Here is a 20,879-nt window from a genome sequence, read left to right as displayed (position 1 = left end):
CCGGCAATCCCATCCTGGATCCTGCAACCAATCATCTTGACGGACATTGCGCAAAAGACCGGCTTTCAGGCGTTCATGCCCACCATAATAGCCGAACTTCCTCCCTAAAGAGTGAATCCTGAAATCTATCATGGGTTGTATTTCCTCGGAGAACACACGATGCATCACAAAAACGTGACAGCAAAAAAGCCAATTGTGTAAAGCACTTGCCGCCGCTGCAAGGCAAGAAAGGACAAGGCCCGATGAAAACGGGCGCAGCCCATCCCATATGGGTAGGCATAACGGGATGCATTCCCATCAAAGAGGAGACTTACGAATGCCCGCTTTCGCATCGCGCCTTGCCCGGCTTGCCGCCCTTGTGGTGCTTGGCCTGACAACGACGCTCGCAACCATCGACACGGCGGATGCCCGTCGCGCCGGAAGCGGCGGGTTTTCGAGTTTCGGCAGCCGTGGCTCGAAGACTTTCAACGCCCCGGCCCCCACCAATACAGCGCCTGGCACTGCCGCTCCGATCGAACGGTCGATGTCGCCCAAGCCCGCTCAGCCTTCAACGGCTGCGCCGAACGCCGCTGCGCAATCGCGGAACACAGGCGGCCTCTTCGGCTCGTTCGGCAAATCCATGCTCGGCGGCCTGCTGCTCGGCGGTCTGATCGGCATGATGTTCGGCGGCGGCTTCGGCGGCATGGCAGGCCTCTTCGGCATGCTGCTTCAGGTAGCCCTGATCGGCGGCCTCATCATGCTGGCCATGCGCTTTTTCGCCAGCCGCAATCAGCAGACCCCGGCCACGGCCGGCGGCCCTTCGCTGCGCCAGAACAACAGTTTCGGCCAGCGCGACCAGGCCACCGCATTCAAGATGCCGAACCTCGGCGGCGGCATGGCGGCACCCGTTGCCCCCATCACGAAGGCGCTTGAGATCGATGGCCCGGACTTCGACCGGTTCGAGGAACTTCTGACGTCTGTTCAGGAAGCCTATGGCCGCGAGGATTATGCAGCACTTCGCCGGGTCGCCACGCCGGAAGCCATGTCCTATCTGGCTGAGGAACTCGGTGAAAACGCCACCAATGGCGTGCGCAACAGCGTCAAGGACGTCAAACTGCTTCAGGGCGACCTCTCCGAAGCCTGGAGCGAGGACGGCACCGATTATGCAACGGTTGCCATGCGTTATGAATCGATCGACGTGATGGTCGACCGCGCGAGCGGCAAGGTCGTGGCCGGCAATCCCGACCAGCTTTCCGAAAACACGGAAATATGGACCTTTGCCCGTAAACGCGGCGGCGACTGGCTGCTTTCGGCTATTCAGTCGGTCAACTGATCAGCCATTCTCTCCCCCGAGAATGAACGAGGCCCCGGCAAAACCGGGGCCTTTGTTGTTGGTGATTGCCCTATTCGAGGCTCAGGATCAGGTTTGCCAGCAGCGCGGTGCGCGGTCCTACGCTGTCCTTCAGGATATATTCCTCATGGGTATGGGCGCCGGCACCGTCCGCACCCAACCCATCAAGCGTTGCGACACCCAGTGCGGCGGTGAAATTGCCGTCCGATCCTCCACCGGTCGTGACGCCGACCAGATCGATGTCGAGGGATTGCGCGACCGCACGGGCATGGGCAAAGAGCGCATCACCCGCCGCCGATCGCGGGAAGGCCGGACGGTTCATGCCGCCGCTGACTTCGAGGCGGACCCGCTCGTCTTCCGGCTTCAAACCGTTGATGAAGGCGAGAACCTCGTGCTCGGCCGCCGCATCCGGCAGGCGAACATCCACCTTCAAATGGCATTCGGCCGGGATGATATTGCGCCCAGCCCCGCCTTCGATCTGGCCGACTGTGACCGTGATACCGCGGTCGAAATCGGTTAGCGCTTCCAGTTTGAGGATGATACGGGCCGCTTCCCGGATGGCGCTGACCCCGTTCTGCGGATGGGTGCCGGCGTGGGATGCCTTGCCAAAAACGCCGATGTCGAAGATTGCGACACCCTTGCGTGCAACCACGATCTTGCCACCATCGCGAGCTGGTTCCACGACCAGAGCATATCGAGCCTTGCGGCCTTCCGCCTCGATCACATCGCGGGAACTGATGCTGCCCGTTTCCTCATCCGGCCCAAACAGGATCGTCACCGGCAGTTTTGGCCCGTTACCGGTTACGAGCGCCAGTTTCAGCGCTTCAAGCGTCATCAGTGCCCCGGATTTCATGTCGTAGATGCCTGGACCGTAGATGCGGTTTGCCTCTTCCCGCCAGGGCAGCTTGTTGGCGAGCGTGCCGCGGGCGTGAACCGTATCGAGATGGGCGAGGATCAACAGTCCCTTTTCGCTCTCGTCCGCCTCACCGGAGCGGACAATCAGAACATCGCCATATCCCGGCTTGCCCTGCCGTCGTTCCACGGCAAAACCACAGGCCTTCGCATAGGTTTCCGCACGGTCCGCCATGGCATTGACACCAGCCACGTCCGGTGTGTGGCTCTCGATGTCCACCCATGCCTTCAGTTCGGCCAGCAGCGCGGCTTCATCGATATCACCGGGCAGAACAGTCAGAGCGGGGTTGGAAGCAGTCACGAAAATCACCTGTCGTTTGCGGAGGGAACGGGAACCGATATATTGGCCCGGACCAAAAGCTGGATGCAACCGCTTTTCTCGAATTCCATCATTGCATCTCGCTGCGCAGCGCGTTCAGCATCGGGTGAATGGAAAACTGACCCTTCTGCGCCTTTCGCGTGAGATCACGGAGATAACCGCCCGGCGACCGGATATCTTCGGCCCGTTCCAGAATGGCAGCGATAACCGTGATGGCGGAAATCTCTCCGAGCGTCTCCAGCGCATCACGCCACGCAGAAGGGGTGATACCGAGCATGGAACGGACGAGTTCGGCAGTTCCCCGTGCTTCTCTCCAGCATGTGATCCCGTCCCGCGAGTAGTCGCGAATGGTTGGGCAGGCCGAAAGCAGCGTCGTCAGGGCAATCTGTTCGCCTTTTCCGGTGTTCTTTCGCTTGTCGGTTCCATCGTAAACCGCAGATGGTTTCGTTTCGGTCTGCACCTGTCGGGTTTCAATTGGATGATCTATGTTTGAATTCTGAATGTGCCGCTCATTTTCAGCATCACAGGCGCTCATTTCCCGCGGTTCGAGCGCGGTGAAATAGGCGTTTTCCACCTCGGCCCGCAATCTCACGAGTGCATCCCGGCGTTCGATCAACCCGGTTTTGTCTGCGGCGCGAGAAAGGCGCCCTGAGAGGCTTTCGAGGCGCGAGGCGTAGTCACCCCACGAACCCGCCATTTGCGCGTCCTGGGCGGCCTCCAGCGTCTTTGCGAGGTCTCTGAGGTGCAGGGTGATCTCCGAACGCAGGATCCGCCCGGCCTTTGCCTCGGCGCGAACCTGTTCGGCAGCGGCATGGATCTCGTTGGCGGCAAGGGCAAGCGGTGCCAGATCGAAGCCGAAGGCCTGTTCAGCCTGTCCATCGCCATCGCGGCGGCAATAGCGCTTGCCGTTCGGGCTGTCGCGCCGCAAAAGCAGACCGGCGCTGACGAGGGCTGCGATATGCCGGCGCAGCGTTGCCCCGGACATGCCACGCGACCGCAGCGAAAGCTCGTGGTTGGATGGGAACACGATGATCGGCGTCCGCCCGTCGAGCACACGTTGAGGGTGGAAGCTCATCAGTGCGTCAAGGACGGTCAGCGCCCGGTCGGAAAGACCATAGTGACCACGGGCATCAGCAAGGGAACGCAGAAGCTCCCACTTGTCGGCCTGACCGGAATTGTTGCCGCCATGGCCGGCAGCGATGGCTTCCTGACGTTTTGTCGTGCGCCGTTGCAGGCTGAAAATGTCCGCACGCATCCGACCGCCGCCAAAAGGCGTCGTTGCCAGTCTTTCCGTCATGATCGGTCCCTTCCCTATGGAGGGCAAGCGACCCGGCAAAACATCGGAATCAAGCCACAGATCATCGATCCGAAAAGCAGGACGCTTTTCAGAGGAGGCAAATGATCGACGCGCAACGCAAAAGCGCCACACGGGAATGCTCAACGGCAGCGAAAGGATGTGAAAGATACAAACAGTCATTCATGCAAACCCGCCTCAGCGTCAGTCGGCATGTTTTCAGTCTGTTTTGAGCAAATCACTTCCGGTTTCCGCCAGCAATTATCCATGCCGGGCGAAATTCGTTACCGATCCTGACGGTTCCACACAAGAAATCGAACGTGAATGTCCTTTGCAAACAAAAGGATACCCATTCCGACTCATCTTGTGTTGAGCCGGTGCTTGACTTTGACCGTTCGAAGTGATTCTCTTGAATTGCTACATTGAAGAGGGCTTCTGAAACGGCGACGTTTTGGAGGCCTTTTTTCTTGCGCTCGTGGTCCTTTCTTCGGTTTCATCTGATCGCCGCCCGGCCCCGAGGCACGGAAAGCGACCGCTCCTTACGCAAAGCCGGGTAAGCGCAACATCAGCCCGGTCCTGCAATCCTTCACCGTCAAGATACCCTGACGGCGTATGTTTTACGCCCGAGGCGTGCCCAGCTCCGCGAAATGGCGTGCGAGAAGCTCTGCCGCCTGTTCCACGGTTTCCGCCGAGGCGTCGGGCAGAAACTCGATCCGCGCGCCCTTGGCCGAGGAGACGAGCCGGGCGAAGACACGGCCCTTTCCATCGGTCAGTTCGCGTGCCTTGTTCGCCTTCGGCTTTTCTCTGGCCGTCAGGCGGTTGAAGATGAACTGGAAGCGCTTGTCGCTGTCGGCTTCGGCAAAGCGCATGAAGCTCGCTTCCTCCTCGGCCTTGGCAAGACCCGCCTCGCTCGACACAAGCGATCCCAGAGCCATCCAGCGGTCGCGACCGGCCTTCGGCGCGGGGCCGATGGCGCGAACGATATGAACGGGCACGGCTTCCGCCACCTGCAGCAGGCGGGAAAGCTCGCTCTTTTCCACGGCCAGCGCCTCACCGGCGACCTTACGGTCGAACCCGCGGGCGACCAGCGTGCTGGCAAACAACGCGCGTTCGATGAAGGTCAGGTTGCGGCGCTCGGCATTTTCCTTGCCTTGGGCAAGAACCAGTGCATCGTCGCTCAGGGTACGGACAACGGCCTGAACCTTGATGCCGAGGCGTCGGGCCGCTTCCAGGCGGCGGTGACCATAGGCGGTCTGGTAACGGCCTTCGGCGGTCGGGTGAGGGCGAACGAGGATCGGAACCTGCTGGCCGCTCTCGCGGATACTGTCCACCAGACGCTCGAAATCCTCATCGGCCCGGCCGGCAACGGTCAGGCGGTCTTCCACGATGGAACCATCGACGGCGGCGGGGTCGAGCGCGACGACCCGTTCGCCCTTTTCGAGTGCATTGCGCAGGCTGCGGGCTTCTTCCGCCTCGCGCGTCATGGCGCCGAGCGTCAGCCCCATGGCCTTGACGGCACCGGAACGAGAATGTTCGGGCGTTGCCGGCACGGCCGTTTCCGGAACCGATTTGGTTTCCGGCGCAACTTGCGGCACAGCGGGTGCCAGAGAGCCGCCAAACAGGGCCTTGAGCTCGTTCTTGCGATTGATGCCTGCCACCTTGTCTTACCCCCTCTTCTCGCGGCCCCAGGCCGCATGCACCAACGCCTCGATCTCGGCATTGACGGCATTCATGGATTCCATCGCGCGGTCATAGGTCGTGCGCGTGAAATTCTCACGGCCGACCTCGTAAAGCGTCTGCTTCGTCAGGCCGGCGTCGGAAATCGCCGTCGACTTGACCATCGGCGCGGTCAGCACGCGCCCGCCGAACAGCGAGCGCATGAAGCCGACGATCTGCGCCTGCGGGCCGTCATTGGGCTCGAAACGGGTCACGAGATAGCGCAGAAAGTCGAAGTTCAGTTCGCCGCCGGCTTCCCGCACCACGCCAAGCAGGTCGGCCGTCATGAACAGGAACTGGTTCATGGAGGCGACATCGAGCATCTGCGGATGCACGGTGACGAGGACGGAGGTGGAGGCGCAAAGCGCCGAAAGGGTGAGATAGCCAAGCTGCGGCGGGCAGTCGATGACGACCACATCGTAATCCTTGGCCACATCGGTCAGGGCGGCCTGGATGCGGGCAAAGAACAGCGGGCCGATATCGTGCCCTTCCTGACGGCGCAGAAGCGCCTGCGGCGTGGCGTGCTCGAATTCCTGAAGTTCCAGATTGCCCGGCACGAGATCGAGACCGGGGAAATAGGTGCTGCGCACGATCTCGCTTAGCCGGCGCGGTTCACCGTCATAACGGATGGCGCCATAAAGCGTATCGTTGCCGGAAAGGTCGAGTTCCGGCTGATAGCCGAACATCGCCGACAGCGAGGCCTGCGGATCGAGATCGATGGCGAGAACCCGGTGGCCCGTCAGCGCCAGATATTGTGCGAGATGAACCGCCGAGGTCGTCTTGCCGGAACCACCCTTGAAGTTGGTGACGGAAATGACCTGAAGATGCTCGCCCGCCGCCTCGTCGCGCCAGGGCAGGTAGATCCGCGCCTTGGACGTGTTGCCTTTGGCGAGCGCCTGATCGGCCAGATAACGGCGCAGCGCCCCGATGTCGGCCAAGGAATAGAAGCGTCGGCCGCCATTTCCGGTCTCAGGCTGCGGCCCCTCGCCGGCCAGCGAAAGCTGGCGAAGATAGCCATCGGATACGCCGATGAGACGTGCGGCCTCACCGGAAGAAAAAGCACGCAGGGTCTTTTGCGCTGTCGGCGGAAACAGCCGCTCGCGCATAGCCTTGAGCTGGTCGGAAAGCGCGTGGGCATCGGCGGCAATGGCGATGTCGGCAGATTGCCGACCCGCGCCGTCTTCGATCCTCACCGTTGCTGTATCGGGCGTTACCGCCATGCCGACCTCATTTCATTTGCAGGCAATGGCCTGCGTTCCATTCATCTTTTCGCCGAATGCGACTGTGATCTTCATCACCGGGATCGCCTCAGGCAGAATGAACCGGCCGAAACCGATTCTGTTACTCAGTATATACGGGACGCATCGTTGCTGACAGTCCAGCGCTCGATTTACGACGAACGCGAATTTCTCTGCCGAAATCCGTAACACCGGCAAGGTGCAGAAGCTTGCGAGTCGGGTCAAGGCATTTATGACAGGGACTTGGCCGGGGCATTTCCATCTCCTCATGAACCACGCAGCCAAGTGTACGCTGCTTTTGCGCCACGGGGATGAATGAAATCGGAAAGGGCCGGGAACCGTTGTCACTGTCTGGCCGTTTTTACGGCGCGCCTGCCGTTGACAGCTGTCAACGCTCTGTCGCCGACAAGGCTCGGTTGACAGCTGTCAACGGGGATGTGGAGACATCGCGCTTTTCATCGTCCGTTCATCGTCGGAGGATTAGCGTGGAACCACTCGCCTGACCGAGCCGAGCGGAATGAAGATCGAGCACGGCCACTGGTGAGGAACAAGATCAATTCCGTTCGAGAAAGTGAGGAATTGTCATGACGCGAACCGGGAGGTTTCTGGCCCTGTGCATGATTGGCCTCGGCGTCGCCGCCGAAGCTGCACCGGCCTTCAGCATGCCTGCCGCGCCGGCACTGCCATCCGTGCCCGCCGGCGATATCACGCTCGCCCAGTGGGGGCCGCCACCACCGCCACCGCCGGGCTGGGGGCCTCCTCCGGGCTATTACCGCCCGCCACCGCCTCCCGGCTGGGGCGGCTATCGGCCGCCTCCGCCTCCGCCCGGCTGGGGACCGCCTCCTGGCTATTACCGTCCCCCGCCGCCACCGCCGGGTTACTATCGCCCGCCACCGCCGCCGCCGGTTTATCGACCCCGCCCGCGGATGAACGCACATGTGGAGTGGTGCCTCAGTCGCTACCGTTCCTATAATCCGGCAACAAACCGCTTCCTGAGCAGTTCCGGCTATTACAGGGTTTGCGTCTCGCCCTATTCCTACTGAGCGCCCAACGCATAAACGAGAAGGGGCGACCGCAAGGCCGCCCCTTCTTTGGTTTCGAGAATTGGTGGATCAGTCGTCTTCGCTGATCGGTGGCGGTGCGGCGTCGCGTCCGCCGCTGATGATCTCCCGCTTGCCGACGTGGTTGGCGGGACCGACCAGACCTTCCTGCTCCATGCGTTCCACCAGCGAGGCGGCGCGGTTGTAGCCGACCGAAAGGCGGCGCTGGATGTAGGAGGTCGAGCACTTGCGGTCGCGCAGCACCACCTTCACGGCCTTTTCGTAGAGGTCATCGCCACTTTCTTCGTTGAGTGCGCTCTTGTCAAAGACGGGCTCGTCTGCAGCAGCGACGTCTTCTGCCGGCGTCTCTTCTTCCGTCACCGTGCCGAGATAATGCGGACGGCCCTGGCGCTTCAGATGCGCGACAACATGCTCGACCTCACGGTCGGAGACGAAGGGCCCGTGAACGCGGCTGATGCGTCCGCCGCCGGCCATATGCAGCATATCGCCCTGACCGAGCAGATGTTCGGCGCCCTGTTCGCCGAGAATGGTGCGGCTGTCGATCTTCGAGGTCACCTGGAAGGAGATGCGGGTGGGGAAGTTCGCCTTGATCGTGCCGGTGATGACATCGACCGAGGGGCGTTGCGTCGCCATGATGAGGTGGATACCGGCGGCGCGTGCCATCTGGGCGAGACGCTGGATCGCGCCTTCGATCTCCTTGCCGGCGACCATCATCAGGTCGGCCATTTCATCGACGATGACGACGATATAGGGCATGTGCGAGAGGTCCATGGCCTCTTCACTATAGGTCGGCTCGCCGGTGGAGCGGTCGAAACCGGAAGGCACCTGAACCGTGATCTCCTCGCCCTTCGCGCGGGCTTCCGCCGCGCGGGCATTGTAGCCGTCGATATTGCGCACGCCGAGACGCGACATCTTGCGATAACGGTCTTCCATTTCGCGCACGGCCCACTTCAGCGCCATCACGGCCTTCTTCGGGTCGGTCACGACGGGGGTCAAAAGGTGGGGGATGCCGTCGTAGACGGAAAGCTCCAGCATCTTGGGATCGACCATGATGAGGCGGCACTCTTCCGGACGCAGGCGATAGACCAGCGAAAGGATCATGGTGTTGATGGCGACCGATTTGCCCGAACCGGTGGTGCCGGCGACCAGAAGGTGGGGCATCTTGGCGAGTTCGGCGATGACCGGTTCGCCGCCGATCGTCTTGCCGAGGCAGACGGCCAGCTTGTACTTCGATTCCCAATACTCCTCGCATTCGATGAGTTCGCGGAAGAACACGGTTTCGCGCACGGCATTCGGCAGTTCGATGCCGATGACATTGCGGCCGGGCACGACGGCCACGCGGGCCGAAAGCGCCGACATGGAACGGGCGATATCGTCGGAAAGGCCGATGACACGCGAGGATTTCACGCCGGGCGCAGGCTCGAATTCGTAAAGCGTCACGACCGGGCCAGGGCGCACGTCGATGATTTCGCCGCGCACGCCGAAGTCTTCGAGAATGCTTTCCAGCAAGCCGGCGCTCTGTTCCAGCGCTTCCGCCGACATGGCTTCGGCGCGCTGGCCGGCTGGTTCCTGCAGCAGCGCAACGGGCGGGAATTCGTAAGGGCCGTAATCATCCACCAGGCGGTTGAGCGGGCGGGGCACGAAGGGAGCGGCAACCGGCATCGGCACCGCTGCCGGGGTCACCACGGGGGCCTCCGGGGCAGGGGCCTCGAAGGTCGCCGGGGTCGGCAGATTGGCGAGAAAGCTCGGCAGAAAGGCAGGGGCTTCGGATGCCGGTTCGATGGAAACCGGGCCTTCCGCGACGACCGGAGCGTCCGGCTGATGGGCAGGCGCCGGGGTCTCGATGACCTGCTCAACGGCCGCAACAGTAACGGCTTCTTCAATCTCGACCGCGGGTTCACGCGGACCAAAGCTGACGTCGGTCAGTTCGCCGAACCAGACCTGAGCCGGAGCGAGGGTGGCGGGCGGGAGCTTCATCCAGTCGCGGCGCGGATCTTCCTGCGGCGCAGGGGTGGCCTCTACTGCGGTGCGGGTGGCGGGCGCATGCTTCAGCGCAATTTCGCGATAAAGCGCGACGACCGACCCCTGCGGCGCATTGAAGGCAAAGCGCGGCAGCGGCGCGCGGGTCACGATTTCACCGAAATCTGCCCCCTGGCCCAGCGTTTCGAAGAAGGCGAAATCCGACACCCAGACCGGGATTTCGCGGGCCGGGGCGTCCGGCTGCGCGGCAACCACCACCGGCGCTTCCGGCGCGGGGAGGGAGGCCTCGGGCGGTGCCACAACGTCCATCTCGGCAGAGGGTTCAGGTGCTTCGGCATCGATCGGCGCGAAGAAGGGCGTGCGCATGCCGACGCGGGCGATGTCCTGCAGCATGGCCGGTGTCACCATGGGCTGGGCGGCTTCCTGGCCGGGCACGGGCAACGCCGCCTGCAGGTCCGTCAGCGGCTGGTTGGCGGCCATGCGGGCGCGGTTGGAAAGCAGGCTATCGACGGCAGCCTTTTCGGCAGCGGCGATCCGCTCCTGTTCGGCGGCACGCTCCGCGGCGCGGCGGGCAGCATAGGTATCCTTGGGCGGTTCAACCGGCGTGCGGCGCTTCTGCAGTTCGCTTTCCGGTGTGCGGGAGAAACGGACATTGGAAGCCAGCGTGAAGGCGCTCTGCCACTCCGGCAGTTGCACCGGCGCCGGATGATCCGGCTCCTCCATGTTCCCCTGATGATCGAAGGAGGGATAGGCGGAATTGTGATGTGAACTCATGGGGAACCTGCACTAGAGACAAATGCAACACGCGGTCCACGAGTAATAGAAAATAAAGGTTAAATTCCCCTTTCAGATGCGCGCATCGGGGGAAGCGGACGGCTGGGAAAGGGCCTCTCACGAGAGGGATGGGCGGGCCTGAACCTGCTGAATATGCTGGAGATTTTCAACGGGTTCCCCGGCAATCCGGCGCAGCAGGAATTCTCCCATCAGCCGTCCGGCGTCGGACAGATCCTCGTAAAGCGAGCCGATCCGAGGGCGCACTTCATCGAACAATCCCGAGGTCTGCTTGGTGACGATTTTTACCGTTCCGGCCTGCAAAAGCCCGAGATCCGAGGCCGCAGCCATGACGGCAAGGGCCGAAACCTCGCCGCCACAGACCACGCCGTCCGGACAGTCGGAGGCGGCGAATCGATTCGAGAAGAAGCGGCGGATTTCGTCGGAAGGCGAATCGAGCGTGACGGCATCGACGATCTCGTAATCGACGCCGGCCGCGCGCACCGCGGTCATGAAGCCGTAAAGCAGGTGCTGGGCGAAGGTGTAGCGACGCGGCGGCAGAATGAGCGCGGGCCGCCGACAGCCGCTGGCGATCAGGCTTTCCGTCGCCTTTTGGGCAAAGCCGGTATTGTCGTAATCCACGAAGGCGTGCGGCGTGAAGAATTCGGTGCGGCCATGGCTGACGAAGGGAAAATCCGTTTCCGTCAGCAGTTTTACCCGTTCATCGAAGGGACCGGTGCGGGCAAAGAGAAGGCCGTCCGCCATGTTGTTCTTGAGGATATGGCGCACCGGTTCGACATCCGGCACACCCGGAAAGTGCGGCGTCACGACCAGATGATAGGCGGTGCCGCGCAGTGCCTGCATCAATCCATTGATCATCGAGGTACCGTAACCGATGATTTCGTCGTGGGGGTCGAGGATCAGGCTGATGACATGGGTGCGGCCGGTGCGTAGCCTCAGGGCTGCACGATCCGGCTGATAGCCGATCTCGTCTGCCACGGCACGCACCCTTTCGCGCGTTTCAAGGGCGATCTGGGGGGCGCCGGCCAGAGCGCGGGAAACGGTGGTGATGGCAAGCCCGGTCAGATCCGCAATCGTCTTGAGCGTGGGTTTGCTGGAGGGACGCCTGCGCCCGGTCCGGATCGGTGGTTTCGTCGCTTCCCCATCCGCCATGCGCTCCCCGCCTTTCCGGTCTGTGGTGTGCAATTATAACGTTTGCGTTTTGCCCTTTTCAAGGGTGCCGACCGATATACCGTTCGTAAAGTCCATTATTTTCATGGGGATGACCGAACCGATCGGTTCGGTTGGTATAAGGCGTGCTGCTTGACAGTCCATATATTTATAACGTTACAATCGCCGGAAGCAGCCTCGCAAAAGAGGAGCGGTCATGGACCGTTCGGGGCAGGAGGACGGGTGACGATATGCTTTTCGGCATCGATTGGGGTGGCACCAAGATGGAAATCGTCGCCCTTGACGCAAGGGGCGAGGTTCAGGCCCGGCACCGGGTTTCGACGCCTGCGACCCGCTATGAGGATTGCCTTGATGCGGCGCAGGAACTGGTGCGCGAGGCCGAACGGCAAGCCGGAAGAGCCGGTCCGCTTGGTATCGGCATTCCCGGCAGCCCTTCGCCGCAGACCGGGCTGGTGCGCAATTCCAATGCCGTGCTGTTGAACGGCAAGCCCCTTGGTCGCGACCTTGAACGGGTGCTGGACAGGCGGGTGCGTATTGCCAATGACGCGAATTGTCTGGCGGTGTCAGAGGCGGTCGATGGTGCCGGCGCCGGCGCGAATGTCGTGTTCGGCGTCATTATCGGCACCGGCCATGGCGGCGGCATCGCCATAAAGGGGCGTGTTCACGCCGGGTTTCAGGGCGTGGCCGCCGAGATCGGACACTATCCCCTGCCGTGGATGACACCGCAGGAATATCCGGGGCCGCAATGCTGGTGCGGCAAGCGCGGTTGTCTCGATATGTATGCCTGCGGCACCGGTTTCGAACTGGATTATGGTGCGACGACGGGCACAACGAAGCGCGCCGCAGCCATCATCGCCGATATGCGCGCTGGCGATCCGGTTGCGCAAGCCGCCTATGAGCGCTTTGCCGACCGTCTCGCACGCTCGCTGACGCTCTTGACCAATGTGGTCGACCCCGATGTTTTCGTGCTGGGTGGCGGCATGTCGAATGTCGATGAACTTTACGATGACTTGCCGCGTTTGATCCCGAAATACGTCTTCGGTGACGGGTTCATGACACCGATCCGCAAAGCCGTTCATGGCGACAGTTCAGGCGTGCGCGGTGCGGCCTGGCTCTGGAAGGAAGAGAATGATGAGTGAAAACAAACCGATCCGCGTCGGCTTGATCGGCTATGGTTTTGCCGGCAAGACCTTTCACGCGCCGCTGATTGCCGCCGTGCCGGATCTGGCGCTGACGGCAGTTTCGTCCTCCAGACCGGAAGCGGTGCTGGCTGATTTCCCCGCCATCAGGGTTTTTTCCACGCCGGAAGAACTCGCGATGTCGGATGAGATCGACCTTGTGGTCATCGCCTCGCCGAATGACAGCCATGCGTCGCTCGCCCGCTTGGCCCTGGAAGCCGGCAAGGCGGTGGTGGTGGACAAGCCGTTTACGTTGACCTTGGCCGATGCGCGCGACCTCGTCGCCCTTGCCAAAGCCGAAGATCGGCTGCTGTCCGTCTTCCAAAACCGGCGTTATGATACCGATTTTCGCGGCGTGAAGGCTGCCATCGACAGCGGTGCGATCGGTCGGGTGGTGCATTTCGAAACGCATTTCGACCGCTTCCGCCCGGTCGTTCGAAATCGCTGGCGTGAGCGGGCAGTGCCCGGCGGTGGTCTCTGGTTCGATCTGGGGCCCCATCTCGTCGACCAGACCCTGCAGATTCTCGGCCTGCCGCAGATGGTGACGGCCACCATTGCCACGCAGCGTGCCGGCGGGCAGACGACCGACTATGCCCACGTCATCCTCGACTACGGTACGACCAAGGCGGTTCTGCACGGGGCGATGCTCGTCGCAGGTGGGGTCAACCGCTTCACGGTTCACGGCGAAAAGGGCAGTCTCGTAAAACGCCATCTCGATCCGCAGGAGGCGCAGCTTCTTTCCGGCATGCGTCCCGGCTTGCCTGGCTTCGGGCAGGATGACGATCCGGTCGTGTTCTTCGATGGTGAGGGCGAGCGCAACCTGCCATCCCCCGCCGGCGATCAGAGCGGCTACTATCGCGATATCGCTCGCGCGCTCAGGGGTGAGGGACGTAATCCCGTCACCCCGCTTCAGGCACTGGCGGTGATGGCCGTTCTTGAAGCCGCAGAGATTTCCTCCGCCGAGGGGCGGAGCGTTACCTTGCCACTGACCGAGGAGGAAAAATCCGCATGGGCCTGAAGGAAGACATCGACCGCATCGCGCGGCAGGAACAGGCTCTGGTCTTTCCCGAATTTACCGAAAATACCGCTTTCAAACTTGGCACATCGTTACGCAGGCTTGCGGAAAACAACGCGTGGGGCCTCACTATTGATATTCGAGATTTCACGCGACCGCTTTTTTATGCCGCAACGCCCGGAACGACGCCGGAGAACGTCGATTGGATGCGTAGAAAATTCAATGTTGTCAAACACTTCCACAAGTCCAGTTACCGCGTTGGTCTGGAGATGCGGTTGAAGGAAACGACACTTGATGCGCGAAGCGGTTTGCCGGTTGCGGATTACGCGGCGCATGGCGGCGGATTCCCGCTGCGGGTCGCTGGCGCCGGCGTGATAGGCTGCATCACGATTTCCGGCCTGCCGCAACGGCAGGATCATGAGACGGTGGTGGAGGCGCTGTGCCGCATGTTGGGAAAGGACTTTGTTGACTACGCCCTCGGGCCCGAGGTGTGAGGGCAGGGGGCTATGCCCCGATGCTCAAAGCATCAGCGCGTCCTTGAGCGCGAGGCCTTCGGTGGTGCGCAGATCGAGATCGGCTTCGATGTGGTCGATGTGGTGCAGCATCTGGTGCCGTGCCTTTTCCACGTCGCCCTTTTCGAGTGCGTCGATCAGCGCGCCGTGTTCGCCATGGCCGCAGCTTGAAACACCGGAGCGGCCATAAAGCGCAATGACGAGCGAAGAGCGCGCCACCAGCTCATCCATGAACTTGATGAGGATGGTGTTGCCGGCCACCAGCGCCAGCTTGAGGTGGAACTCGCCCGAGGCCTTGATTTCAGCACGCCGCGCATCCGGGCCGCGCTGGTTCATGTAGAACTCTTCTTCCTTGAGGTGGTTGCGCAGGTCGCGGATATCCTGCGCCGTCACCCTGGCGGCTGCGGCGGCCACGATGCCCGGTTCGATGAGGCGGCGCGAGGCAAAGATTTCGCGGGCTTCTTCGGGCGTCGGGTTGGAGACAAAGGCGCCGCGATTGCGCTCGATACGCACCAGCCCTTCGAAGGCGAGCATCTGCAGGGCGGAACGGACCACGGTGCGGCTGACATCGAACAGGGTTCCCACTTCCGCTTCCGAAAGCTTCGTACCCGGCGCCAGCCGGCGGTCGGCGATGGCGCTGCGCAAGTTGTCACGGATATGCTGGGCCCGGTCTTCAGGCTGAATGTCCGTCGTATTGATATTGGTGTCGGCAATGTTCATGTCGATATATCCGCATCTTCAATTCTATTTAGCGCGCGTTGGGCTTGCCGCAAATCGATAAGTTGCTCCTGACGATAAAATATCGCATACAATTGCCTACAATCCCCGTTCACGATTGAAACGCTCTGTGCGCAGCATGGACAAGGCGCATCAAAGCGCGGTGTTAAATGCGTATCGAAACGGCGCATACTCCCAAAAATGAAGCGCTTTTTTTACGCAACAGGAGAGGATTACCGTCGAGTTGCCGTTAACCGGTTGCGGATTAGAAGCACGCGAGATACAGATGTGCCAGTATGGCTGGGCAATCCGACCAATAGGGGGCGTCGGACGCCATGCTAACGAAAATCGAACAAGGAAAATGCCGTCTATGAAAGCTGAACCCCACAAAGTCGATGTCGAGGTCGGAAAGAAAATCCGCGTCCAGCGCACGATGAAGAAAATGTCACAGACCGAACTTGGCAATCGCATCGGTGTGACGTTTCAACAGGTGCAGAAATATGAACGTGGTTCCAACCGCGTCAGCGCCAGCAAGCTCGTAGAAATTGCCCGCGCGCTGGATGTCGATGTGAGGCTGTTTTTCGACGGGCTTGAGGAAGAAGCCGGCAATAACGACAACCAGCCGGTTTCGAAGAACTTCATCACCTCGCGTCAGGGTCTCCTGCTCAACGCAGCCTTCTTCTCCATTGCCGACGAGCGCATTCGCGAAAACATCCTGCGCCTCGTCCAGACCATCGCCAGCGGCAGCCCCGAAGCCTGATACTCAAGGTTGGCTCTCCAAACGTCCCGGCGCCGGTGAAATGGCGCACGGGCCGTTTGCGTTTACGTATCCGTGCCATGCTCCTCCAGAAAGGTCTCGAAGGCCAGAGCGGCACGGCTATGATAACGCTCGGCATGTTTCAGCACGAAAAAGGGTCGCGGCACCGGTTTGACGGGCGCTTCAACGAGAAAGCCGGCAGTCATTGACGCGGCGACTGCGCTGCGCGAGACGAGTGTTGCACCCAGACCGGCCGTGACAGCACCGATCACCGCCATGTTGCCCGGCAGCGTCAGCGCAATGTCCAGGTCACCGATGCCAAGGCCGGCCTGCGCGATCATTTCCTCAAAGGCGAGACGTGTGCCGGAACCCGGTTCGCGCAGAACCCAGACACTTTCGGAAAACCGGGCCACCGGTTCCGTGCGCCGGGCCCAGGGATGGGTCGGTGCGACGACCACGACCATTTCGTCCACGGCAATCGGGTTCATGGAAAGACCACGTCGAGGGCTCGGCCATTCGATGAGGCCGAGTTCCGCCTGACCTTCGGCCACCGCTTCGCTCACCTCTGTCGTGTTGCCGATCCTCACATCGAGCCGAATGCCGGGCCTTGCCTGCCGGAAAGCCACCAGCCGGGCCGGCAGCCAGTGGCCGGCAATTGTCTGGCTGGCCATAATGGTGAGTTCGCCATGCTGGAGGCCGGAGAGGTCGGCCAGTGCCGCCTCCGCCGCCCGGGCGCTGGCTATGACGTCCTGCGCCTGCTTCAGGAACTGCCGGCCCATCGGGTTCAGCACGATGGAACGTCCGACCCGGTCGAAGAGGACGATGCCATGCCGCACCTCCAGCGCCGTGATGGCGGCACTGACGGCCGATTGCGTCATGTTCAGGCGCTGGGCCGCCTTTGTCACATGCTCCAGTGCGGCCACTTCCAGAAAAATGCGGAGCTGCTCAAGCGTCATAAGCCACAAACCGTTCGATTTTATCGAATGATATGACAAGAATAATGCGTTGGAAATGCGTATTTGAAGGAAATATTTTCTTCCTATTGCAGTAACGGACGAAAATCATGCCGGACCCGATCATACTCAGCGCACCGCCCACAGGCCGCATCGCCGAAATCATCCTCCATTTCACACCCAACTGGTTTGCCGCCAGCATGGGCACCGGCATTCTGGCCGTGGCGCTCGGGCAATTCCCGGCGTCGCCTTTGCTGCATGGCGCGGGGCAGGCACTCTATCTGGCGAATACCGGGCTCTTTCTGCTGCTCGCCTCGGCCTATGCCCTGAAATGGGTTTTGCACCCTCACCTCGCCGCGCGGTTGTTCGCGCATCCGGTCCAGTCGATGTTTCTCGGAACGATCCCGATGGCGCTTGCGACCATCATCAATGCCACTCTGATGTATGGTCCGGCTCTCTACGGTGAAACGGCGGCGACCGGGCTTGCCACAACCCTTTGGTTTGTCGATGCGATGCTGGCGCTGGCCGTCGGCATCGGCGTGCCGTTCCTCATGTTTACCCGCCAGAGCCATGCGATTGGCGATATGAGCGCGGTGTGGCTTCTGCCCGTGGTCGCAGCCGAGGTTGCCGCTGCCAGCGGATTGCTGCTCTTGCCGCATCTTGCCGATCCGCAAGCTGCACTCACCATGCTGGTCGTCTGCATTGCACTGTGGGCCTGTTCGGTGCCTCTTGCCCTCAGCATTCTGGTCATCCTGTTTCTGCGCATGGTGCTTTACAAGCTGCCTCCGGCGGCGATGGCGGCCACGAGTTGGCTGGCCCTCGGGCCTATCGGCACCGGCGCGCTGGGTCTTGCCTTGATCGCACTGAATGGGCCACAGGCGCTGAATGCCAGCGGGCTTGGAACTCTGGCGCAGCCGCTGACGGGCGCTGCCCTGCTGGGTGCGCTGGCGCTGTGGGGCTATGGTGTCTGGTGGCTGGCAACCGCGCTTCTGGTCACGCTTCGGCAGATACGCCTTGGCCTGCCCTTCAATCTCGGCTGGTGGGCTTATACGTTCCCGCTCGGCGTCTATGCGCTGGCGACACTGAAGATTGGTGCGATCCTGCCGCTCGGCCTGTTTCCCGTGGCCGGGGCTGGAATGGTCTGCCTGCTCGTGGTGATCTGGCTTGTCGTGGCGGCGCGCACGGTTGCCGGCGCCATCAACGGCCGGCTTTTCAACGATCCTTGTATCGCGTAGCCTGACGGCTATTCGACAAGCTTTGGCCCGCGAGGAGCGAACGGCAGGCGTTGCGGCCCGACCGTCCACTCATCCATGCGATAGACGGTGGCGCCGGTGCGGACTTCGCAAGCCTGTTTGAGCCGCGTCTTTGCGATCATTTCCAGCTTGGCGTCGTTGATCGTATCCGGGTCAAGCCCTTCCCAACGCACCGCGACATCCAGAATCGCCATTTCAACCAAATGGCCCACATCGGAAAGATCCAGTTCTCCAGCCGTCTGTCTGACTTCAGACAGCAAGCGTAACATGCGCCGGAATGTCTCCTCGCGCGGCCCCTGCGCGATTGATTCCATAATGTCTCCAAATGTCCCCTGGACTATCCGGCAAAGCCCCCGCTTCTTCAGACCCGCCCCATTTCATCCCTATTTTGCAAGTTTGACTCTGACGACATATCCGAAAAATTGCAATGCCGTGTGCACCAAAATTACGGCACGAAATTCACGGTGGCATGCTGTCTGTAACACCGGTGTCACGAAACCGTTTCCTTCAGCACCGCTCCGGCCTATAACGAACGCTTCGAAAATAACGCCGCAAGGGGATATTCCGTGCAGAATTCCGACCGCATCTGGGACCTGGTGGACGCCAGACGCCTGACATTCATCGAGCTGGCCGATCGGGTGTGGGACACGCCGGAACTGAACTACGGCGAATTCCGCTCCAGTGATTCCCACGCCGAGGTGATGAAGGCCATGGGCTTCAAGGTCAGCCGTGGCGTCGGCGGCATTCCCACCGCCCTTCTTGGCGAGGCGGGTGAGGGAGGCCCGGTCATTGCCATTCTCGGTGAATATGACGCGCTGCCGGGTCTTTCGCAGGCCGCCTGCATTGCCGAGGAAAAGCCGTTGGAGGCCGGAGGCAACGGTCACGGGTGCGGCCACAACCTGCTCGGCACGGCCGCGTTGCAGGCGGCGACGGCGGTCAAGGAATGGCTGGCCGAAACCGGCCGCCCCGGTCGCATCCGTTATTATGGCTGCCCGGCGGAAGAGGGCGGTTCGGCCAAGGGTTTCATGGTGCGCGAAGGCCTGTTCGATGATGTGGACATCGCCATTTCCTGGCATCCCGGCCCGTTCACCTGTGTCATGTACCCGGTGTCGCTCGCCTGTGTCGAAGTGCTGTTCCACTTCACCGGCCGTGCTTCGCATGCCTCCGCCGCACCGCATCTCGGGCGCTCGGCGCTCGATGCGGTGGAACTGATGAATGTCGGTGTCAACTACATGCGCGAACATATGCCGTCCACGGCGCGCGTGCACTACGCCCTGATCGATGCCGGTGGCGTTGCGCCGAATGTCGTTCAGGCCAAGGCCACGGTGCGCTATCTGGTGCGTGCCCGCGAACTGGACGAGATGCAGACGCTGTTCGAGCGGGTGAAGAAGGTGGCCGAAGGCGCGGCCCTGATGACCGAGACGACCGTGGTGTGCGAGCCGGTATCCGGTGAGGCCAACCTGCTGGGCAACGATACGCTGGAGGCGCTGATGCAGGGTGAGCTGGAACGTCTCGGCCCCGCCCCGTTCGATGCCGCCGACCGGGAGATGGCGGCGAAGTTCCAGACCACGTTCAGTGCGGAGGATATCGCCACCTGCTTTGCCACCCACAGGATGCCGCCCGAAGACGGGCTGGTGCTGTGCGACCGCATTCTGCCGCTCAACAGCGGCGATCCCGCCCTGATCGGCTCGACGGATGTGGGCACGGTAAGCTGGGCGGTGCCGACGGTGCAGATGTATGGTGCGACATGCGCCGTCGGTACATCGTTCCATAGCTGGCAGATGGTGGCGCAGGGCAAGCTGCCCGCTGCCCACAAGGGTATGGAACATGCGGCGAAGATCATGGCCTCGACCGCTGCTGCGCTCCTTCTTGATCCGGCCCGGATCGAGGCCGCGAAGGCCGATCACAAGTCAGCGCTGCGCGGGCGTCCCTTCGCCAACCCGCTGACGCCCGATATCGATCCGCCGCTGGTCCCCGCACCGGAAGGCTGGAACATCGCGGCGGAGTGAACCGGGTTCAACTGCCCACGGCTTCCAGCATGCGGGTGATGTTGAGCGAGGTGGCGGTCATGTGCGCGCGCATGGCCGCGAAAGCCGCTTCCGGGTCTTCGGTCATGACTGCATCGACAATGCGGCGATGTTCCGTCTGGGACGAGGAGAGCCGTTCGGTCTGGCGAAACTGGGCGTCGCGATAGGGCATGGTGCGCATGCGTAGCGAAAGGGCGATTTCCCTGAGGCTCGCATTGTGTGCGCCCTCGAACAAAGCCAGATGAAAGCGGGCATTGATGCCGGTATAGGCGATGGTGTCGTCTGCTTCGGCAGCGGCCTGGCCTTCGTCGACGAGGGCCGAGAGCCGTGCCCGTTCCAGCGGGGACATGCGCTGGGCCGAGAGGCGAGCGCAGAGCGCCTCGATCTCACCCATGGCTTCAAACAGGTCGCCCAGTTCCAGCGGTTCCAGCCGCCGCACATGGAAGGCGCGCCGGGCGCCGCGTTCGGTAAGGCCCTCAAGCGTCAGGCGCTGCAGCGCCTCACGAACCGGCGTACGCGACAGGCCGAAGCTGTCGGCCAGCGCCATTTCGTTCAGCGTATCACCGGGCTTCAGCCGTCCCTCGACAATCCAGTCCACCACGGCGGCGTAAACTTCGTCTGCCGCCTTGCCGGATGGTTCCTCCATTGCGCCGTC

Annotated in this window: 18 protein-coding genes; 8 read left to right on the top strand and 10 right to left on the bottom strand. The window is 62.0% G+C overall.

The window, feature by feature from the left end; all coding sequences use genetic code 11:
• Positions 1-316: 316 nt before the first annotated feature.
• Positions 317-1,312 carry a Tim44 domain-containing protein gene (locus tag GGQ66_RS17980; protein WP_183794178.1) on the top strand — a complete coding sequence of 332 codons (996 nt, stop codon included), beginning with the start codon at positions 317-319 and terminating at the stop codon, positions 1,310-1,312.
• Between the two features lie 70 nt (positions 1,313-1,382).
• On the opposite strand, the gene GGQ66_RS17975 is transcribed toward GGQ66_RS17980, so the two are convergent.
• The 4 genes from GGQ66_RS17975 to repA form a co-directional block, all read right to left on the bottom strand.
• Positions 1,383-2,543, bottom strand: coding sequence for a M20 family metallopeptidase (locus GGQ66_RS17975; protein ID WP_370686386.1), 1,161 nt, complete (start codon positions 2,541-2,543; stop codon positions 1,383-1,385).
• Between the two features lie 88 nt (positions 2,544-2,631).
• The gene (gene repC, locus GGQ66_RS17970; protein ID WP_183794176.1) at positions 2,632-3,858 is read right to left on the bottom strand and encodes a plasmid replication protein RepC; all 1,227 of its coding nucleotides are present in this window, start codon (positions 3,856-3,858) and stop codon (positions 2,632-2,634) included.
• A gap of 614 nt (positions 3,859-4,472) precedes the next feature.
• Positions 4,473-5,513: a plasmid partitioning protein RepB gene (gene repB, locus GGQ66_RS17965; protein ID WP_183794174.1), complete on the bottom strand. Its 1,041-nt coding sequence runs from the start codon at positions 5,511-5,513 to the stop codon at positions 4,473-4,475.
• A gap of 6 nt (positions 5,514-5,519) precedes the next feature.
• On the bottom strand, positions 5,520-6,791 hold the full coding sequence (gene repA / locus GGQ66_RS17960) for a plasmid partitioning protein RepA (RefSeq protein ID WP_183794172.1): 1,272 nt from the start codon (positions 6,789-6,791) through the stop codon (positions 5,520-5,522).
• Between the two features lie 602 nt (positions 6,792-7,393).
• Here repA and GGQ66_RS17955 point away from each other — a divergent pair.
• Positions 7,394-7,852 carry a BA14K family protein gene (locus tag GGQ66_RS17955; RefSeq protein ID WP_183794170.1) on the top strand — a complete coding sequence of 153 codons (459 nt, stop codon included), beginning with the start codon at positions 7,394-7,396 and terminating at the stop codon, positions 7,850-7,852.
• A 69-nt stretch (positions 7,853-7,921) separates the two neighbouring features.
• Here the strand turns inward: GGQ66_RS17955 and GGQ66_RS17950 are convergent, their stop codons facing one another.
• Together GGQ66_RS17950 and GGQ66_RS17945 are read right to left on the bottom strand one after the other, a co-directional pair.
• The gene (locus tag GGQ66_RS17950; RefSeq protein ID WP_370686385.1) at positions 7,922-10,624 is read right to left on the bottom strand and encodes a DNA translocase FtsK; all 2,703 of its coding nucleotides are present in this window, start codon (positions 10,622-10,624) and stop codon (positions 7,922-7,924) included.
• Between the two features lie 117 nt (positions 10,625-10,741).
• On the bottom strand, positions 10,742-11,794 hold the full coding sequence (locus GGQ66_RS17945) for a LacI family transcriptional regulator (protein ID WP_183794168.1): 1,053 nt from the start codon (positions 11,792-11,794) through the stop codon (positions 10,742-10,744).
• Between the two features lie 248 nt (positions 11,795-12,042).
• On the opposite strand from GGQ66_RS17945, the gene GGQ66_RS17940 reads away from it, so the two are divergent.
• Genes GGQ66_RS17940 through GGQ66_RS17930 form a run of 3 tightly spaced genes read left to right on the top strand, consistent with a single transcriptional unit; the run spans position 12,043 to position 14,499 of the window.
• The gene (locus GGQ66_RS17940; RefSeq protein ID WP_183794166.1) at positions 12,043-12,951 is read left to right on the top strand and encodes an ROK family protein; all 909 of its coding nucleotides are present in this window, start codon (positions 12,043-12,045) and stop codon (positions 12,949-12,951) included.
• Entirely contained in the window at positions 12,944-14,008 is a 1,065-nt protein-coding gene (locus GGQ66_RS17935; protein WP_183794164.1) for an oxidoreductase, read from the top strand. Before GGQ66_RS17940 ends, GGQ66_RS17935 begins: the two co-directional genes overlap by 8 nt.
• Entirely contained in the window at positions 13,999-14,499 is a 501-nt protein-coding gene (locus GGQ66_RS17930) for a heme-degrading domain-containing protein (RefSeq protein ID WP_183794162.1), read from the top strand. Before GGQ66_RS17935 ends, GGQ66_RS17930 begins: the two co-directional genes overlap by 10 nt.
• Before the next feature lie 24 nt (positions 14,500-14,523).
• On the opposite strand, the gene GGQ66_RS17925 is transcribed toward GGQ66_RS17930, so the two are convergent.
• Positions 14,524-15,237, bottom strand: coding sequence for a GntR family transcriptional regulator (locus GGQ66_RS17925; protein ID WP_183794160.1), 714 nt, complete (start codon positions 15,235-15,237; stop codon positions 14,524-14,526).
• A gap of 367 nt (positions 15,238-15,604) precedes the next feature.
• On the opposite strand from GGQ66_RS17925, the gene GGQ66_RS17920 reads away from it, so the two are divergent.
• Entirely contained in the window at positions 15,605-15,994 is a 390-nt protein-coding gene (locus tag GGQ66_RS17920) for a helix-turn-helix domain-containing protein (protein WP_183794158.1), read from the top strand.
• 62 nt (positions 15,995-16,056) lie between these two features.
• On the opposite strand, the gene GGQ66_RS17915 is transcribed toward GGQ66_RS17920, so the two are convergent.
• On the bottom strand, positions 16,057-16,947 hold the full coding sequence (locus tag GGQ66_RS17915) for a LysR family transcriptional regulator (protein WP_183794155.1): 891 nt from the start codon (positions 16,945-16,947) through the stop codon (positions 16,057-16,059).
• A 107-nt stretch (positions 16,948-17,054) separates the two neighbouring features.
• Here GGQ66_RS17915 and GGQ66_RS17910 point away from each other — a divergent pair, with 107 nt between their 5' ends.
• Positions 17,055-18,179: a TDT family transporter gene (locus GGQ66_RS17910; protein ID WP_183794153.1), complete on the top strand. Its 1,125-nt coding sequence runs from the start codon at positions 17,055-17,057 to the stop codon at positions 18,177-18,179.
• An 8-nt stretch (positions 18,180-18,187) separates the two neighbouring features.
• Here GGQ66_RS17910 and GGQ66_RS17905 read toward each other — a convergent pair whose 3' ends face one another.
• Positions 18,188-18,466, bottom strand: coding sequence for a hypothetical protein (locus GGQ66_RS17905; protein ID WP_183794151.1), 279 nt, complete (start codon positions 18,464-18,466; stop codon positions 18,188-18,190).
• Positions 18,467-18,763: 297 nt separating this feature from the next.
• Here GGQ66_RS17905 and GGQ66_RS17900 point away from each other — a divergent pair, with 297 nt between their 5' ends.
• Complete coding sequence (locus tag GGQ66_RS17900) at positions 18,764-20,206, top strand: M20 family metallopeptidase (protein ID WP_183794149.1); 1,443 nt, start codon at positions 18,764-18,766, stop codon at positions 20,204-20,206.
• Positions 20,207-20,213: 7 nt separating this feature from the next.
• Here GGQ66_RS17900 and GGQ66_RS17895 read toward each other — a convergent pair whose 3' ends face one another.
• Entirely contained in the window at positions 20,214-20,870 is a 657-nt protein-coding gene (locus GGQ66_RS17895) for a GntR family transcriptional regulator (protein WP_210287315.1), read from the bottom strand.
• Between the last annotated feature and the right edge of the window lie 9 nt (positions 20,871-20,879).

Source organism: Allorhizobium borbori (assembly GCF_014196535.1).
Classification (GTDB): Bacteria; Pseudomonadota; Alphaproteobacteria; order Rhizobiales; family Rhizobiaceae; genus Ectorhizobium; species Ectorhizobium borbori.
This window is presented reverse-complemented; position numbering and strand designations above follow the sequence as displayed.

What these genes read in the sequence shown, in the direction of transcription:
- GGQ66_RS17980 (WP_183794178.1), top strand. Translation starts at nt 317, where the DNA reads ATGCCCGCTTTCGCATCGCGCCTTGCCCGGCTTGCCGCCCTTGTGGTG.
- repC (WP_183794176.1), bottom strand. Translation starts at nt 3,858, where the DNA reads ATGACGGAAAGACTGGCAACGACGCCTTTTGGCGGCGGTCGGATGCGT.
- repA (WP_183794172.1), bottom strand. Translation starts at nt 6,791, where the DNA reads ATGGCGGTAACGCCCGATACAGCAACGGTGAGGATCGAAGACGGCGCG.
- GGQ66_RS17955 (WP_183794170.1), top strand. Translation starts at nt 7,394, where the DNA reads ATGACGCGAACCGGGAGGTTTCTGGCCCTGTGCATGATTGGCCTCGGC.
- GGQ66_RS17950 (WP_370686385.1), bottom strand. Translation starts at nt 10,624, where the DNA reads ATGAGTTCACATCACAATTCCGCCTATCCCTCCTTCGATCATCAGGGG.
- GGQ66_RS17945 (WP_183794168.1), bottom strand. Translation starts at nt 11,794, where the DNA reads ATGGCGGATGGGGAAGCGACGAAACCACCGATCCGGACCGGGCGCAGG.
- GGQ66_RS17940 (WP_183794166.1), top strand. Translation starts at nt 12,043, where the DNA reads ATGCTTTTCGGCATCGATTGGGGTGGCACCAAGATGGAAATCGTCGCC.
- GGQ66_RS17935 (WP_183794164.1), top strand. Translation starts at nt 12,944, where the DNA reads ATGAGTGAAAACAAACCGATCCGCGTCGGCTTGATCGGCTATGGTTTT.
- GGQ66_RS17930 (WP_183794162.1), top strand. Translation starts at nt 13,999, where the DNA reads ATGGGCCTGAAGGAAGACATCGACCGCATCGCGCGGCAGGAACAGGCT.
- GGQ66_RS17925 (WP_183794160.1), bottom strand. Translation starts at nt 15,237, where the DNA reads ATGAACATTGCCGACACCAATATCAATACGACGGACATTCAGCCTGAA.
- GGQ66_RS17920 (WP_183794158.1), top strand. Translation starts at nt 15,605, where the DNA reads ATGAAAGCTGAACCCCACAAAGTCGATGTCGAGGTCGGAAAGAAAATC.
- GGQ66_RS17915 (WP_183794155.1), bottom strand. Translation starts at nt 16,947, where the DNA reads ATGACGCTTGAGCAGCTCCGCATTTTTCTGGAAGTGGCCGCACTGGAG.
- GGQ66_RS17910 (WP_183794153.1), top strand. Translation starts at nt 17,055, where the DNA reads ATGCCGGACCCGATCATACTCAGCGCACCGCCCACAGGCCGCATCGCC.
- GGQ66_RS17905 (WP_183794151.1), bottom strand. Translation starts at nt 18,466, where the DNA reads ATGTTACGCTTGCTGTCTGAAGTCAGACAGACGGCTGGAGAACTGGAT.
- GGQ66_RS17895 (WP_210287315.1), bottom strand. Translation starts at nt 20,870, where the DNA reads ATGGAGGAACCATCCGGCAAGGCGGCAGACGAAGTTTACGCCGCCGTG.